Source organism: Arthrobacter sp. cf158 (assembly GCF_900106835.1).
Taxonomy (GTDB): Bacteria; Actinomycetota; Actinomycetes; order Actinomycetales; family Micrococcaceae; genus Arthrobacter.
Map to the genome: position 1 here is coordinate 310,259 of NZ_FNNR01000004.1, position 13,923 is coordinate 324,181.

Annotated in this window: 14 protein-coding genes; 9 read left to right on the top strand and 5 right to left on the bottom strand. The window is 59.6% G+C overall.

What is annotated here, in order from left to right; genetic code table 11:
• Nucleotides 1-69 precede the first annotated feature (69 nt).
• Nucleotides 70-315: a hypothetical protein gene (locus BLW08_RS10280; protein WP_091324877.1), complete on the bottom strand. Its 246-nt coding sequence runs from the start codon at nt 313-315 to the stop codon at nt 70-72.
• An 817-nt stretch (nt 316-1,132) separates the two neighbouring features.
• Here BLW08_RS10280 and BLW08_RS10285 point away from each other — a divergent pair.
• From BLW08_RS10285 to BLW08_RS10310, 6 genes are all read left to right on the top strand, one after another.
• Nucleotides 1,133-2,128 carry a LacI family DNA-binding transcriptional regulator gene (locus BLW08_RS10285; RefSeq protein ID WP_091324879.1) on the top strand — a complete coding sequence of 332 codons (996 nt, stop codon included), beginning with the start codon at nt 1,133-1,135 and terminating at the stop codon, nt 2,126-2,128.
• A 199-nt stretch (nt 2,129-2,327) separates the two neighbouring features.
• Nucleotides 2,328-3,638 (top strand): ABC transporter substrate-binding protein, encoded by a 1,311-nt coding sequence (locus tag BLW08_RS10290; protein ID WP_091324880.1) that lies wholly within the window; start codon nt 2,328-2,330, stop codon nt 3,636-3,638.
• Nucleotides 3,639-3,640: 2 nt separating this feature from the next.
• Nucleotides 3,641-4,582 carry a carbohydrate ABC transporter permease gene (locus tag BLW08_RS10295; protein WP_091324882.1) on the top strand — a complete coding sequence of 314 codons (942 nt, stop codon included), beginning with the start codon at nt 3,641-3,643 and terminating at the stop codon, nt 4,580-4,582.
• Nucleotides 4,579-5,478: a carbohydrate ABC transporter permease gene (locus tag BLW08_RS10300; RefSeq protein ID WP_091324884.1), complete on the top strand. Its 900-nt coding sequence runs from the start codon at nt 4,579-4,581 to the stop codon at nt 5,476-5,478. Before BLW08_RS10295 ends, BLW08_RS10300 begins: the two co-directional genes overlap by 4 nt.
• A 37-nt stretch (nt 5,479-5,515) precedes the next feature.
• Nucleotides 5,516-6,619 carry a Gfo/Idh/MocA family protein gene (locus tag BLW08_RS10305; protein WP_091324886.1) on the top strand — a complete coding sequence of 368 codons (1,104 nt, stop codon included), beginning with the start codon at nt 5,516-5,518 and terminating at the stop codon, nt 6,617-6,619.
• A gap of 1 nt (nt 6,620) precedes the next feature.
• Nucleotides 6,621-7,367: a ThuA domain-containing protein gene (locus tag BLW08_RS10310; RefSeq protein ID WP_091324888.1), complete on the top strand. Its 747-nt coding sequence runs from the start codon at nt 6,621-6,623 to the stop codon at nt 7,365-7,367.
• A gap of 80 nt (nt 7,368-7,447) precedes the next feature.
• Here the strand turns inward: BLW08_RS10310 and BLW08_RS10315 are convergent, their stop codons facing one another.
• Nucleotides 7,448-8,179, bottom strand: coding sequence for a hypothetical protein (locus BLW08_RS10315; RefSeq protein WP_091324889.1), 732 nt, complete (start codon nt 8,177-8,179; stop codon nt 7,448-7,450).
• Between the two features lie 1,410 nt (nt 8,180-9,589).
• Between BLW08_RS10315 and BLW08_RS10320 the strand changes: the two genes are divergently transcribed.
• The 3 genes from BLW08_RS10320 (at nt 9,590) to BLW08_RS24125 (ending at nt 11,698) form a co-directional block, all read left to right on the top strand.
• A complete protein-coding gene (locus BLW08_RS10320; protein ID WP_091324890.1) occupies nt 9,590-10,000 on the top strand; it encodes a hypothetical protein in 411 nt (136 codons plus the stop codon).
• Between the two features lie 67 nt (nt 10,001-10,067).
• Nucleotides 10,068-10,454 carry a hypothetical protein gene (locus BLW08_RS10325; protein ID WP_091324891.1) on the top strand — a complete coding sequence of 129 codons (387 nt, stop codon included), beginning with the start codon at nt 10,068-10,070 and terminating at the stop codon, nt 10,452-10,454.
• A gap of 1,022 nt (nt 10,455-11,476) precedes the next feature.
• Nucleotides 11,477-11,698 carry a DUF5956 family protein gene (locus BLW08_RS24125; RefSeq protein ID WP_254779827.1) on the top strand — a complete coding sequence of 74 codons (222 nt, stop codon included), beginning with the start codon at nt 11,477-11,479 and terminating at the stop codon, nt 11,696-11,698.
• Nucleotides 11,699-11,730: 32 nt separating this feature from the next.
• On the opposite strand, the gene BLW08_RS10340 is transcribed toward BLW08_RS24125, so the two are convergent.
• The 3 genes from BLW08_RS10340 to BLW08_RS10350 form a co-directional block, all read right to left on the bottom strand.
• Complete coding sequence (locus BLW08_RS10340) at nt 11,731-12,114, bottom strand: DUF1304 family protein (protein WP_091324893.1); 384 nt, start codon at nt 12,112-12,114, stop codon at nt 11,731-11,733.
• Nucleotides 12,115-12,303: 189 nt separating this feature from the next.
• Nucleotides 12,304-13,161 (bottom strand): nucleotidyl transferase AbiEii/AbiGii toxin family protein, encoded by an 858-nt coding sequence (locus BLW08_RS10345; protein ID WP_091324895.1) that lies wholly within the window; start codon nt 13,159-13,161, stop codon nt 12,304-12,306.
• Nucleotides 13,158-13,694 carry a type IV toxin-antitoxin system AbiEi family antitoxin domain-containing protein gene (locus tag BLW08_RS10350; protein WP_091324897.1) on the bottom strand — a complete coding sequence of 179 codons (537 nt, stop codon included), beginning with the start codon at nt 13,692-13,694 and terminating at the stop codon, nt 13,158-13,160. The genes BLW08_RS10345 and BLW08_RS10350 overlap by 4 nt, the downstream gene beginning before the upstream one ends.
• Nucleotides 13,695-13,923 lie beyond the last annotated feature (229 nt).

A 13,923-nucleotide genomic window follows, 5' to 3' on the forward strand; every position in this document is an offset into this window, starting at 1 on the left:
TATAGCCAAATAGTTGTCAGATGACTCGCCTGGATGTCACGAAGGCCAGCACCTACTGCTGTTGATCTATTATTGGTTCGAATCCGGTGAGCGTCCGACCGTGTTGGTGCCGCCGATGACGATCTTTCCGTCCTCCGCACAGAGGTTCAGGACACGGCCTTTGGAAGCATGGGCTTTCTTGCTCGCTTCAAACGCGACGGCTTCATCGGGGGTTTTCGGGCACTGATCTAGGTCGGCCTTCTTGTACCCGATACTCCCGCCGTCGCCAACAGCCCTGATGAGATCCGGCTCATCACCCTTCGAAGCTGCATCCATGGCCGAGCCGAATGTTCGGCTTGGGCGTTCTTTGCAAAGCGTTTCGACGCTCTATCGCACTGTTTGTTTTCAGTGTTTAAGCATTGCTCGCCGGGGGCGCCGAACCCCCGTCAGAGCGACCGCAGATAGAACGAGACCCGACAAAAGAGATCGACATGCAGCCACGCCCCACCCCCATATGATGTGCTTCCCAGCGAGCTACTTAGCGCCTCCCAATGAGCACAGGGTGATCATCTGCGACCTTGTCCACACTCTGCAACGGACCGCAGTGGGGATCTCAGGAGCCGCGCTTCCGGACTGTTGGGGCCGTAAGCCGGTCCCTCAACGTGCATTCATGAAGGCGCATCCGGGACGCCGTCGAATCACGACCCCCGGCATGTACGTAAGACCCGCACGGTGAAATGCACGATGACGGGGGGATGACAGCAACCTGTCGGCCCCCTGCGTTCATCTCATCAATGGATCCTTAGACGCGACCCCTCTCCTAATGTCATGGTCAATCCATATGCCTTTGTATCAGTGGTTTGCGATGTCCGAGCAAACTGTCTCATTTTGATTTTCTCGCCGTTGATGAGTTCACGCCTTTGAGACTTTGGCAGGTGGTGCTGGTTCTTTGTGTAGCGTAGTGGCACGGCACGCCCCATCCATGAGTCTTTACCCTTATGACCGCTTTCAGTGATCGCGCCAGCGGTGTAACTTCGACTGACCCATCAGCCCACATCGGTCGCCATGCTCCAGCTATGCTAAGGAGCGCCTGTGGGCGCGGAAGTGGCGTGGCGGCAGAGTCCATCGTCATTGCTCGCGGAAGGACAAACGAATGAGTCGGCCGACAGTTCAGGACGTCGCCAGGACTGCTGGTGTGTCCGTGGGGACAGTGTCGCGCGTCTTGAACGGGAGTTCGGCAGTCAGTGAGGCGGCCAAGGACAAGGTCAATGCGGCCATTCGCCAGCTCAGCTACCGCCCTCTTGCCTCAGCACGGGATCTCCGAAGAGACCGCACAATGCGTGTCCTCGCCCTGGCCAAGAACCTGGACTCCCTTGTCATCAGTGAAGTCTTCCGCGGCGTAGGAGACGCTGCGGCCGACTCGGGCTACGTCAGCCTCATAGCGGCGACCGACGGAGACCTGGATCGCGAACAGCAACTCGTGGACATGCTGCGCAACGGTTCCGTAGACGGGCTGGTTATCTTCTCGCCCACGATGCCGGACGACGACGTCAACACAGTGGCCGAGCAAATGAGCGTGATCCAGGTCTGTGAAATCGTCGATGCCGAAGCAGCATTCGGGGTGTCCATCGATGACCGCCAGGCCGCCTACGACATCACCAAGCACCTGATCGACACGGGTGCCACGAAGGTGGCCATGCTCGCACATAGGGGAGCCCGCTCAGGCCGGCTCCGGGAAGAGGGCTTCCGCCAAGCGCTCACGGAGCAAGGCCTGGAACCGGCCCAGATACTGTTCGGAGAAGGAAACTTCGGCTTCCACTCCGGCCGCGCCCTCGCAAGAAAACTCCTCAAAGCAAAAGACCTCCCGGACGCCGTCTTCTGCGGAACCGACATCGTCGCCGCAGGGTGCGTTCGCGAACTCACCGACGCTGGCCTAAAGGTTCCGGAGGACATCGCCGTGGCCGGTTTCGACGACTCAGCCCAGGCAGAAATGTGCGTCCCAGAGCTAACCACGGTAAGACAGCCGGCCTACGAAATGGGCCGAGTCGCCTTCGCTGAACTCCTGGAACGCATGACCGCCGAGGGCACACATCGCAAGGGAAGAACCTTCCTCCCGCACGAACTCGTCATCAGGGACTCCACGAAATAGAAAGGGTTGACAGCCCTCGGTGGTCCCTGTCACACTACTTTGGAATCGATTCCACGGCCGCAAGGCCGTTTTTCCAGACAACATTTGGAATCGATTCCACGGATCAAAGGAACCACCGGCAAAGAAGCCACCCTCAGGACGCGGGACCGCCAAAACGCGCACTGAACACCACCGCCCACAGACCCCAAAGGAGCCACTTGTGGACTTGAACCGACCTGCTCTCCCGCTCCAGAACAAAGCCGCAACAAACAGAAAAGCCCTGGCAGCAACAGCAGTAGCAGCAGCCCTCCTGCTCAGTGCGTGCGGCGGGGGAGCCGCACCCCAAGGTGCCGAGCAAGCGGCAGCTGCCGATCCGGCGTCGGGCGCTAGTGCCAGCGGTGCCGTGAACATCTGCGGCGTCAAGGACGCGAGCGGTATCTACAAGGGCACAGCGGAGGCGTTCACCAAGGCGAATGGCAAGGTCACGGCCAAGTACACGGAGATTGGCGCCACCACGGATGAGGCCCGCACGCAGATCGTGCAGCGGCTCGAGGGCAAGTCCACCGAGTGCGACCTCTTCGTCACTGACGTCATCTGGACCTCCGAGTTCGCCTCCCAAGGCTGGCTGCTGGATCAGACCAAACTGGTGGAAGCCAACAAGGACCGGCTCATTCCCTCCACTGTGGAAACCACCAAGTACCAGGACAAGTACTGGGGCTCGCCGTTCTTCACCAACGCCGGCTTGATCTACTACCAGAAGGACAAGGTAGCCAAGCCCGAGTCCTGGCAGCAGCTCTACGCGGAAGCTGCCAAAGCTCCTGGCAACGGCTACGTCTACCAGGGCAAGCAGTACGAGGGCCTCACAGTGAACTTCCTCGAAATGCTCTACAGCGCAGGCGGAGAAGTCCTCAACGACCAGGGCGACGTAAAGATCGACTCCAAGGAAACCCGCGACGTCCTGAACTTCATGAGCGACGGCCTCAAGAACGGCTCAGCCGACCGCGCCGTCCTCACCTACAACGAAGACCCCGCCCGCCTGGCCTACGAGTCCGGCGACTTCGGATACCAGCGCAACTGGCCGCACGTTTACCGCCTGCTCAACGCGACACCGCTGGCGTCCACCTTCGGCGTCGCGCCGCTGCCCACATGGGAAGGCGGCAAGGCCTCCGGCGTGCTGGGCGGCTGGAACCTGGCGATCTCGGCCCACTCCACCAACCAGGCCGGGGCCGTCGCGTTCATCGACTTCGCCACCAGCCCGGACTGGCAGAAGCACGTGGCCATGGATTACTCGCAGGCCCCGGTCAACGAAGCCGCCTACTCTGACGCAGCGGTACTGCAGAAGATGCCGTTCGCCACGGAACTCCTCGCCTCGGTGAAGGGCGCCAAGCCGCGCCCGATCTCCCCGGTCTACCCGCAGATCTCGCAGGCCATTTATAAGAACGTCTACGCCGTCCTCTCCGGCACCTCCTCCACCGAGGAAGCCGTGCAGAAGATGGCCGAGGAAATCACCACCGCCAAGGCGAGCTTCTAGCTATGGCCATCAAAACAATCCCGCCCAGCCGCGGCCCAGCGAGGACAAGCGGCCGCGACCGCGCCGAGCGCAAGCTCGCGTTCCGCATGACCGCGCCGTCGCTGGTGATCATGGCGCTGGTTGCGGCGGTCCCCATCGGCTACGCAATCTGGCTCTCGTTGAACCAGTACAGCGTCCGCACCGCCGGCCTGTCCCGCTTTGTTGGACTGGAGAACTACATCAACGCCCTCGCTAGCCAAGAGTGGTGGGCAGCGTTCGGCCAGACCTTCCTCTTCGCGGGTCTCTCCGTCAGCCTGGAACTCGTCCTCGGGACGGCCATGGCGCTTCTGCTCAACCTCGCATTCAAGGGCCGCGCCGTCCTGCGCACCGTGGTGCTGCTGCCGTACGCGATCATCACCGTGGTCAGCGCCATCACCTGGCAGACGATGTTCCAGCCCAACATGGGCCTGGTCACCAACGTCCTCTCCGCACTGGGTCTGCCGGGCGGCGACGTCGTCTGGCTCGGTGAGCACGGCTATGCGATGGCCGTGATCGTCATGGCCGACGTCTGGAAGACCACGCCCTTCGCGGCGCTCATCATCCTGGCCGGGCTGCAGGTGATCTCCGCCGAAACGTACGAGGCCGCGGAACTCGACGGCGCCAGCAAGTGGCAGACCTTCGTGAACATCACCCTGCCGCTCCTGCGTCCGGCGATCGTCCTCGCCGCGATCTTCCGCACCATGGATGCCCTCCGCGTCTTCGACCTGCCGTTCGTCCTCACCCGCGGCGCCAACGGCACCGAATCCATGTCCATGCTGGCCTACACGCAACTGCGCGAAAACCGGCTGGTGGGCGAAGGATCGGCGCTGTCCATCCTGACCTTCCTCACCGTCATGGTGGTCTCGGTCATTTACGTCCGCTTCGCCGGCGGCAACATCCGCGAAGTCGCGAAGGAGGAACAATGAGCACGCTGACTGCAGAACGCCCGACGCCGGAACTCGCCACCGCGGGCAAGGCACCTAAGCGTCGCTTGCGTGGGGAATCAAAACTGCACCCCTTGGTGTGGGTGTTCGTAGTGGCCGTCATGGCTTTCTCGCTCATCCCGTTCTACTGGCTGGTGAACACCTCCCTTAAGAAGGGCGCGAGCCTGTCCCAAGGCGAGCTCTTCCCGAGCCAGCCGACCCTGGAGAACTATCTGGTGGTCTTCCAGAACCCCGAGTTCCTCCTGGCCTTGCGCAACTCGGTGATTATCGCCGTCGTGACCACAACAGTGGCTTTGGTGTTCGCGTCCTTCGCCGCCTATGCGCTTGCCCGGCTGAAGATGCGCCGCAAGGCGATGATCCTGACGCTGATCCTCTCGGTCACCACGTTCCCGGCCATCGCCATCGCGGCGCCGATGTTCTCCATCTGGCGCGAGATCGGCCTGTACGACACCTTGCTGGGCCTCATCATCCCGAAGCTGACATTCGCGTTGCCGCTGGCGATCTACACGCTGACGTCGTTCTTCAAGGAGATCCCGCGTGAGCTGGAGGAATCCGCGTACATGGATGGGGCCACACCGTTTGTCGCCTTCCGCAAGGTGATTTTGCCGCTGGCTGTCCCCGGCCTGGCGACGACGGCGATCCTGGTGTTCATCTCAGTCTGGAACGAATTCCTCCTGGCCGTCACACTGACCACCTCGCCCGAAGCCCGGCCAGTGCCGGTCGCGATTGCGTTCTTCAGCGGAACCAGCGAGTTCGATCAACCCCTCGGCACCATCAGCGCCGCGTCCGTAATCATCACCATCCCGCTCGTCATCCTGGTGCTTGTATGCCAGAAACGCATCGTTTCCGGCATTACGGCCGGCGCCGTCAAAGGCTGACCCCAAACCTAGTAACCACAGAAAGAACAGGAACAACGTGAGCATTCAGCAGCAGGCCCCGTCCGCAACCCTCAAAGTGGGAGTTGTGGGCATCGGTTGGGCCGGCCAGCAGCACCTCAAGGCGTACAGCAACATTCCCGGCGTCGAGATCGTCGCCGTCGCGGGCATGGAAGCCGACCTTCTTGCCCAGCTGAAGGAGGAATACAGCATTCCCCACGCCTTCGCCCGCTGGGAAGACATGATCGAGCTTGAAGGCCTCGACGCCGTCAGCGTCGCCGTGCCGACGTTCCTGCACGCGCCCATCGCCATTGCGTCGCTTGAGCGGGGGCTTCATGTGCTGAGCGAAAAGCCGCTGGCGCGCAACGCCGTCGAGGGTCAACAGATGGTGGACGCAGCCCGCAAAGCTGGCCGCGTGCTGGACGTCGCGTTCAACCACCGCCGCCGCGGCGACGTCCAGGCGCTCAAGGAAGTGATCGACGCCGGGACGCTGGGTCGCCCGTACTACGCCAAGGCATCCTGGCTTCGACGCCAAGGCATTCCGATGCTCGGCAGCTGGTTCACCAACCCGGAACTCGCCGGCGGCGGTCCGCTGGCTGATATCGGTGTTCACGTGCTGGACTACTCGCTGCACCTCCTCGGCGAGCCGAAAGTCCTGGCCGTCTCGGCGTCGACCCATTCCGAACTCGGCCCGCGCGGCCTCGGCGGCAACGCCCGGTACACAGCCTCGAACTCCAGTCACAAGTTTGAAGTGGAAGACTTCGCCTCCGCGTTCATTCGGTTGGAAGGCGGCGGGACACTGATCCTGGAAGCCGGATGGGCCACGTACCGCGACGAGAAGGACCTCATGGACTTCACCGTTTACGGGACCGACGGCGGCGCGGACCTGCGCTCGGTCGGCGCCTCCGAGAACCCAGTGGCGGACGTCCATGTCTTCACCGAGAAGGACGGTGAAAACGCCGACTTCGAAGTGGTGGCCGAACCCGGGCGAGCCCACCAGGCCGTCGTCGACGATTTCATTGCCGCCGTGCGCGGTGGCGAGACCGTGTGGGGAAGCCATGACGGTTCGCTTGCCCTCAGCCGGGCCCTGGTGCTCGATGCCTGCTACAAATCCGCCCTCGAACAACGTGAAGTGGTGCTCTGAAATGTCTGATTCCAAATTGAAGATTGTTGTCTGGAACGAGGCCGTCCACGAGGCCCGCAACGAGCCTGCGACTATCGGCGACATCTACCCGGAAGGGATCCACGGAGCCATCGCTGCCGGACTGCGCGGTTTCTACCCGGACTCCGAAATCTCGACGGCGACACTCGACGACCCTGATCACGGGCTCTCCGAGGAAGTCCTGGAGCAGACCGACGTTTTGCTGTGGTGGGGGCATATCGCGCACGAGGAAGTCGCAGACGAGGTGGTGGAGCGCGTACAGCGCCACGTCCTCGGCGGCATGGGTTTGGTGGTGCTGCACTCCGGGCACTTCGCCAAGATCTTCACCCGTTTGTTGGGCACCACGTGCTCGCTGAAGTGGCGCAATGAAGGCGAACGCGAACTCGTGTGGACGGTCAAGCCTTCACACCCGATCGCAGCTGGCATTGAGAGCCCGATTGTCATCCCGCAGCAGGAAATGTACGGCGAACTGTTCGACATTCCAGAACCCGATGACTTGATCTTCATCAGCTCGTTTACCGGGGGAGAGGTGTTCCGCTCCGGTGTGACGTTCTCGCGCGGCAAGGGTCGGATCTTCTACTTCAGCCCCGGCGACCAGGAATACCCGGTGTACCACCAGCCGCAGATCCAGAAGGTCATCGCCAACGGTGTGCGTTGGGTTGCTCAGCCCGGCGTTTTCCGTGATGCTCCGGAGGTGTCCAACCCGGCCCGGGGTTGGTTCGAGGGTTAGCCCTTGCGGGAAAAAGATGCCCCTTAGACGTTTAACGTCTAAGGGGCATCAACAACTGAGCTGCTTGACAGTCTCGGTGGTTAAGGAAGCTTCACGAAATTGTTGAGACGTTCCCATTCTTTCGTTTTATTGTTTAGAACGGTCGCCTCGGCCCCATCGCCTTTCACTTCCCTTAGGCCAAACTCGTAGCCCTGAACGGAATACTCTGTCAATAATCCGTTCTGGTCGGATTGAGGCAAGAGCAGAGCGATATATTCTTTGCCAGTCTCAACGTCAACGTCGTCCGTAATCTTTGCCTTGATGAACTTCGCATCTGTAGGCTTCGTACCGCCATTGAGTCTCAGTATTTTTTCCTGCTGCGCTTTGTTCAAGCTGTTCCAGTATTCATCGTAGGTCACGGTTCCACCAACTCTCGAATAGGACACCTGGACGCCAGGCTGAACGTCGCCCTTGTAGACCTCGCGGATGGTCATTTTCCCAATAGTTTGCGGGAATACATATTGATTCGAGATAGGGCTGAACGAGCGTCCACCGTCGATAGACTCGATGTAGACCCGGGCGACAGTGGGATACTTGTTGAACCCGTAGAAGGGATCTTTCGGTTCCCAAAGAAAGTCAACATCTGTGCCGGCAAGGTGTATCTGATCTGCGGGAATGTTGGCATAAGCATCGTTGGAGCGTGGCGAGCTCGTTTGCTCGGACTGCGGGCTGGACCCTGAGGTGGAGGGTTCGGTCGTTCCCGAGGCGCATGCCGACGAGCTGCCGAGCAGCAGCACTGCAGCTATCACGATAGGTGCTTTCAACTTTTGCATTGTGTAGACCCTCCTCCTTGGGTTCTCTGGTTGATAGAGCCTGGCAAGCACGTCATTGTTGATTCGTGCCACCGTTTCGGACCGTTCATTTGATCAGTACAAATTGTTGATCGCATCGTTATCCGTTGCTGTCACTTTTGCGAGAGTCTTCCAGAGCCCGTCTGGCACATGATGCTGTAGGGGTTGCTGTTGTAATGGGCGAGACCGAACATATGGCCCATTTCGTGGATGGTGGTACCGAGGGCTGCATTATTACTGACACTTGCGGAGCTGTAGACCGAGTCGTTTATGTGAACCTCTGCATACGTCCAGTTCGATGACTCCGGGTATATTGTCCCACCGGTAGCGGAGAAAAAGCTTTTCCAAGCCAAGCCAAGCCAAGCCAAGACATTCACATTCCGTGGCGGTACTGTCAGGTATCACTTTATCCCCCATGCTATTTAGGACTCCGCTGTTCAAGGTTCTTCAATAGAACCATCACATACGCGAACCTTGGCTTCCAGCTTGGGAAGCTTTCGCATCAATCCATAATTGTGCAAAGTGCAATTATGCATTGATGCCGTTTCCAACAGTGTATTGGAGTCGGTCGTGCATGTCAGCACCTTGCCAGACATTCGTTTCAGATTCTTTTTGAAAGGAACCTATTTCCTAGATAATTCGCGAAACCAGCGAAATATTTAAGGAATATTGGGGTTTTCGCGTCACGAATTCGGGAATGATCGCACTACTGCTTTTTTCTGTACGGTTGGCCGTTTGCTTTGGTTGACGCGGTGTCCAACAGTGACGGTACGGCTGTCAGGAGGTTTGGTGTGAACTCGCTCGTGGAATTGGAACGCTCGTACCGGAGCGCACTTCGTTTCAACCCGCAGAGTTTGCGACAACAGGATAATGGTGAGCTGCTGGGGGTACTCACGGGACGTGGCAGGGGATAACGCCCTGGTGCGGTATTGCGAGAGACCCTCAACCTCTGCATGGGCGGCCCATTGGCCAGAACATTGATGGTTGCTGACCGACCAACAAATCAATTTCTTTGATGCTGTGGTTTGCTCCTGCCTTGGCGCTCGGTGTTGCGATGGCTGCATGCCCTCGCGAGATTGTCGCCGTCGCGGGCTTGGAACAAGACCTCCGAGGTCGCCGCGATGTACGGCTGGGCTGAATGACGGATTTCGGTCAAGTAGTCGGAACTGCTTCGGTTTCCCCGCGAATGATGGATAGTCCCTCGCGGTACGAGGTGATTGGGAACTCCCGGTAGCTCGGCCGCTCTTCAGCTACCGGAAGGTGCCACGTCTGTGGGGCGTTGTTCCTTAGGAATGCCGGCTCCTGGATACCACTTCCGCCAGTGAATGCTCTGTTCCACACTGGACTTATCCGGAGCCGGGTTCATCAGGGATTATCGAAACGAGGAAGGCAATGCAGAAGGCGCGTGTGGCGGCCGTGCTGACCTGGATCTACGCTGCGGCGTTCGGAGTTCCAGCGATTCCAGTCAGCATCCATCTCCTCCAAAACGGGTACCTGCCGATGTTCATGGACTTGTTCCCGATGTACGCGGGGCCATGGGACGGAGTTGCGCCGTGGGCATTTGTAACCCTGCTGATGGCATTCCTGGTCGTGGTGTTGGCTGCGTCGTGGGCGGCTTGGCTGGCGTGGAGCAGACGCAGGTCTGGGCTGGTTCTAGGCCTGGCTCTCGTACCTGTGGAAGCGGTGTTCTGGCTGGGCTTCGACCTGCCGTTTCCGTGGTTGTTCGGTGTGGCCCGCGGATTGCTGTACGCGCTCGCCTTGATGTCCCTGCGCCAACGCCCGGAGGGGCGGCTGGCTGCCTGAAAGGCTACTGCGGACGCCGCTGAGTCAATCCCTGTGAACCGATAGCGCTGATGGTTGGCTAGGCGGTATGGAACAACGCTTTGTGCGCTACCAATCGACGACACCTGACGCCAAAGGGCGACACCTTGGGATCTTCGCCCTGGCGAACCGATTGGCGAAGGAGGGCAGCCTCAGTCCCGAAAATTGGCGTGAATGGCGTAGTGCCAACAACTTTTACGACGAGGCCTATGCAACTCCTGGGGCGTCGTTCTACGCAGCTCCGGGCGCACAGGCCTGGTTCAAAGTCACAGCCACACACTTGATAAGCAGAATAGATTTCTACATCGATCTTCTGCGCCGGCATGACGTCCCCTGCCGTGCGTTCTACTCAAGCGATCCGGGCGTGGTCCTTTATGAGGACGACGTTCAAGTTGTGGTGGTCCCATACAAAAGGTTTGCCCATGAATCCGACTAATACCTCGCGCTTGGAATCAACCTGCATCTCTTTAAGAGCGGGGGCAGACAGAGCGCCCTTCCAGGCGGTCACACTCCTGGAAATCGGTTCACCTATCGGCCGAATCGGGGTCTTCCGGGCTGGGCGAACGGTGAGCAGACGGCTGCGCCGGTGTTCGGATTTTCCAGTCAGAACATCAGCCCCGGGCAATCCAGCCGTGCCATGATAGTTGCGCTCTTTCCCGAGGAAGCACCCGCCTGGTTCAGAATACGAATAGGCGAGGAATTACGACTGTACGAGGGCCTTCGAATCTGCGGGAAAGGCGTCGTCATTTGGACAGAACCAACGACGTTGCTCTACAGGCTGAGGAATAAGAACGGTTCGCTGCGTGGCTCACTGCCCCCGCCTAACGAGTGAGGGACACATAGTCGCTCGCATGTACTCTGGAAACCTTGCGGCCTAGCCGTCTCAACATGCTACTGAAGATTGAGGGATTCGAAGATGGTCCATCCTGTCGCCCACAGGACAGCAGGCAGCGTCCCAAAGGTCCTTCGAGTATCAAGTTACCTCTGGCTGGCAAGCGCGATCCTAGCTTGCATTCAGCCAGTCGCCTTGATTGTCACGCGGGAGGCAAGCGTCGTCGTCGTGCTCGTTGGCGGTCTGATCCTCCTTCTGTTCACGGTTATTCAGATCCGGGCAGCTTTGGGACTTCTTCGAGGTCAACGCTGGGCGAGGGTAGTTCTTTCCATCTTGGCTGTTTTGGCTCTCGGTGGAGTTTTCAATGTCGTCCTGACGCCGCTCACAGTAGGGGTCCTGATCTTGACGTTTGCCGGTTCCGTGCTGATGTGGATGCCAGCATCCATTAGATACTTCCGACAGTTTGGCCCCTCCCGTGGCCAAGATCCAGTTCGCGAGTCCCAGCTCTAGAACTCGCAGAGGGGTGCCTTCGTGTTATACCGCTTGGCCTCAGCATCCGGTGAGGGATCTGTTTACAACCGCCACTGTCCGCAAGCCATCCCTTACCGGACGCAGTATTGCCAGCTTTGATCAGCAGCGATATCTATCTGGCCGAGGCGGGTATCCCGCCGAGACCCCGCGGATTCGATTGGTTCATTCGACGCCCGCCCAATGACGACCTGGACGACGAGACGTTCCGGGGTCTCGTTTGGACGGCCACTACCGCGAGACTTCCTGGCGATGGATTGCGTCCGTCGACGATGACAGGTCCCGCAAACGAGGCCATGGCTAGCCTTTACCGCGATTGAGTCTTAGGGCTCCCGATACATTCGTCCCCGTTCTAGTGCAGGACAACGAAGAAAACGATCGCGAGCAGGGGAAAGAGTGCTTGGCCGATGGCGCTGAGCAGAAGCCGCCTCTCTGTGACCCACAGCCAGAAACCAAGGAAGACATGGCAGGCGCAGCAGAAAATAATTATCGCTGACCCACTCGCGGGAGTGCCGGAGAAGTTCACCAGCCACAGACCAACCGCGATTCCAAGGCCAAAGGTTATGTTGTAGGCGCCAACGTTCATCGCCCACATCCGTACTGCCCGCACGTCGTCTGGTCGGATCAGAAAGATCCGGTGGAAGCGTTGATCACCATGGAAGAAGATCTCCAGGACGCCAACGCTTATCAGCGCAAGGCCGGTGGCCCCCGCGAGTATCTGGCTCAGCAAATTCATGCCGTGCTCCTAGCGAACCCTGCATTCCTCACTATCTATGCGTGAAGATTAGCTTTTGGCGCGTGCATCTTCAAGGTGTCACGATCCCGGCAACGATGTCTCTGACCTGGACAAGCTTCCGGCGATGACGTGAGCCCAGAACTGGCGCATGTCAGTGCCGTAAGGGCTGACAGTATCGGCGGGGCCTTACTAATCTTCAGTCAGCGACGTTTGATCGGTTGGCGACGCTTGGTCAATCCGGGCGATGAACTTGTTCAGCCACTCGACGGCGGGAGTGACATCAGGGAGGACGTCAAGGCCCTCGGCGGCCACCGCGTAGAGGGTCGGCCAATCGGTGCCCTCCACAGCGGATGGAGGCCAGGCATGGGCCCTTCTGTAGCCGAAAAGACGAACACAAGTGGCCCGGACCATCGCTAGGTCCAGCTTCTCGCGTGCGCCCAGGAGCTGCAGGTCCACAAGGTCTCGGGCGCGGTCACTACCGGGGGCGGTGGACGCGTGTATCTTTTGGGCGATCTGGTGGACGGTGGACATTACCGCTACCGGGTCTGGAGCAGGAAGGCCCACAGAGGTGAACATTTCGGTGATGCTGGGGGCCAGAGTCAACTCGGGATCGTCAGCGTCACCGATCTCGTTGTGACCGAGTTCGAAGGGCACTGTGCACCACGGCTTCCCCTCGTAGTCGAGTTTCACATCGAATGGTTTCATCACGTATGACGAGGGAATCCCTTTGGGCTTCGGGGCTTTTCGCTCGGCCAGCCGCCCAGTAAAGCCACCCCACCCTTCCTCAAGGCGCTCTTCGAAGTCGGTGCGGAACGTCGCGAGACCTCCTGCACGGGCGGCATCAAGGTCGCGGGTGAACCTTGTACTGGAGCCGTATCTCAGTGCCATCGCGCTGCCGCCTTTCACCGCACCCTCGGGAAGCATTTGTCCGATCACGACCAGAGCCATCGTCGTTCGTCGGCGAAGGGTGAGAGCTTCGTCTACCTCTAAGTTCTTCAGTCGCTGGTTGAGAGCGGCGAGGTTGCGGGGCGGGCTGTCATACCTCATGCGGCGAGCTCCTTGCGCACACGGTTCCACTCAGCCGTGGTCAGCAGTCCTTCAGCACGAGCCTTGACTGCCGCATCTCGCAGTCGCGTGTTGGGGACCTGGCCCCGACATTCCAGCAGAGCTTCGCTGAGCTGCTGGGCGCGGATCCCGCGGTAGCGTGTAACCTTCGTTCCGGTCTGCGTCTGGGTGACCTTCACATAGTCGGGCATTGCGCGGCGGATACGACGGCTGGTCCCTACGGTAATCTTCGTAGGATTCACGTCTCCCAAGCCGAGGAGGGCCAGGACGGATTCTCCGCGAAGGTAGGCATCGTCTCCTGCGCGTAAGGTCGCTTCGGCGAATTGGTCGTCGTCGGTCGGAGGAATGTCAGTCAGACGGTAAAGACCGTATCCGATGTGATCGAGGCCGCCGCGGGCAGTGAGCTTTGGCAACTCCACAGCGGGCACGCCAGCGCTCACTGCATCCGCGGTGGTGACATAGCCGTGGTTGTCGTAAGCGATCTCACGCAGAACGCCTCGATAGGTTGTTCTCATGTCAGAAATCTACCGTAAACGGTATTACTTTGCCATTAATTTCGTGCTCTTGAAATGTCGAAACCATACCGTTAGCGGTATAGTTTCGACGTTGATGATGGAAGGTTCTTCGCGTGCCGGCGTCCGTGGCAAGGCCGAGTCGCGGTCACTCAAAGCCGGACAAACCTTGACCTCGCGTCTGGTTTTGCGGTGAGAGATAGGTGCGGCGTCAACCGCAATGACAATCGCT

What these genes read in the sequence shown, in the direction of transcription:
- BLW08_RS10280 (WP_091324877.1), bottom strand. Translation starts at nt 315, where the DNA reads ATGGATGCAGCTTCGAAGGGTGATGAGCCGGATCTCATCAGGGCTGTT.
- BLW08_RS10285 (WP_091324879.1), top strand. Translation starts at nt 1,133, where the DNA reads ATGAGTCGGCCGACAGTTCAGGACGTCGCCAGGACTGCTGGTGTGTCC.
- BLW08_RS10295 (WP_091324882.1), top strand. Translation starts at nt 3,641, where the DNA reads ATGGCCATCAAAACAATCCCGCCCAGCCGCGGCCCAGCGAGGACAAGC.
- BLW08_RS10300 (WP_091324884.1), top strand. Translation starts at nt 4,579, where the DNA reads ATGAGCACGCTGACTGCAGAACGCCCGACGCCGGAACTCGCCACCGCG.
- BLW08_RS10310 (WP_091324888.1), top strand. Translation starts at nt 6,621, where the DNA reads ATGTCTGATTCCAAATTGAAGATTGTTGTCTGGAACGAGGCCGTCCAC.
- BLW08_RS10315 (WP_091324889.1), bottom strand. Translation starts at nt 8,179, where the DNA reads ATGCAAAAGTTGAAAGCACCTATCGTGATAGCTGCAGTGCTGCTGCTC.
- BLW08_RS10320 (WP_091324890.1), top strand. Translation starts at nt 9,590, where the DNA reads ATGCAGAAGGCGCGTGTGGCGGCCGTGCTGACCTGGATCTACGCTGCG.
- BLW08_RS10325 (WP_091324891.1), top strand. Translation starts at nt 10,068, where the DNA reads ATGGAACAACGCTTTGTGCGCTACCAATCGACGACACCTGACGCCAAA.
- BLW08_RS10340 (WP_091324893.1), bottom strand. Translation starts at nt 12,114, where the DNA reads ATGAATTTGCTGAGCCAGATACTCGCGGGGGCCACCGGCCTTGCGCTG.
- BLW08_RS10345 (WP_091324895.1), bottom strand. Translation starts at nt 13,161, where the DNA reads ATGAGGTATGACAGCCCGCCCCGCAACCTCGCCGCTCTCAACCAGCGA.
- BLW08_RS10350 (WP_091324897.1), bottom strand. Translation starts at nt 13,694, where the DNA reads ATGAGAACAACCTATCGAGGCGTTCTGCGTGAGATCGCTTACGACAAC.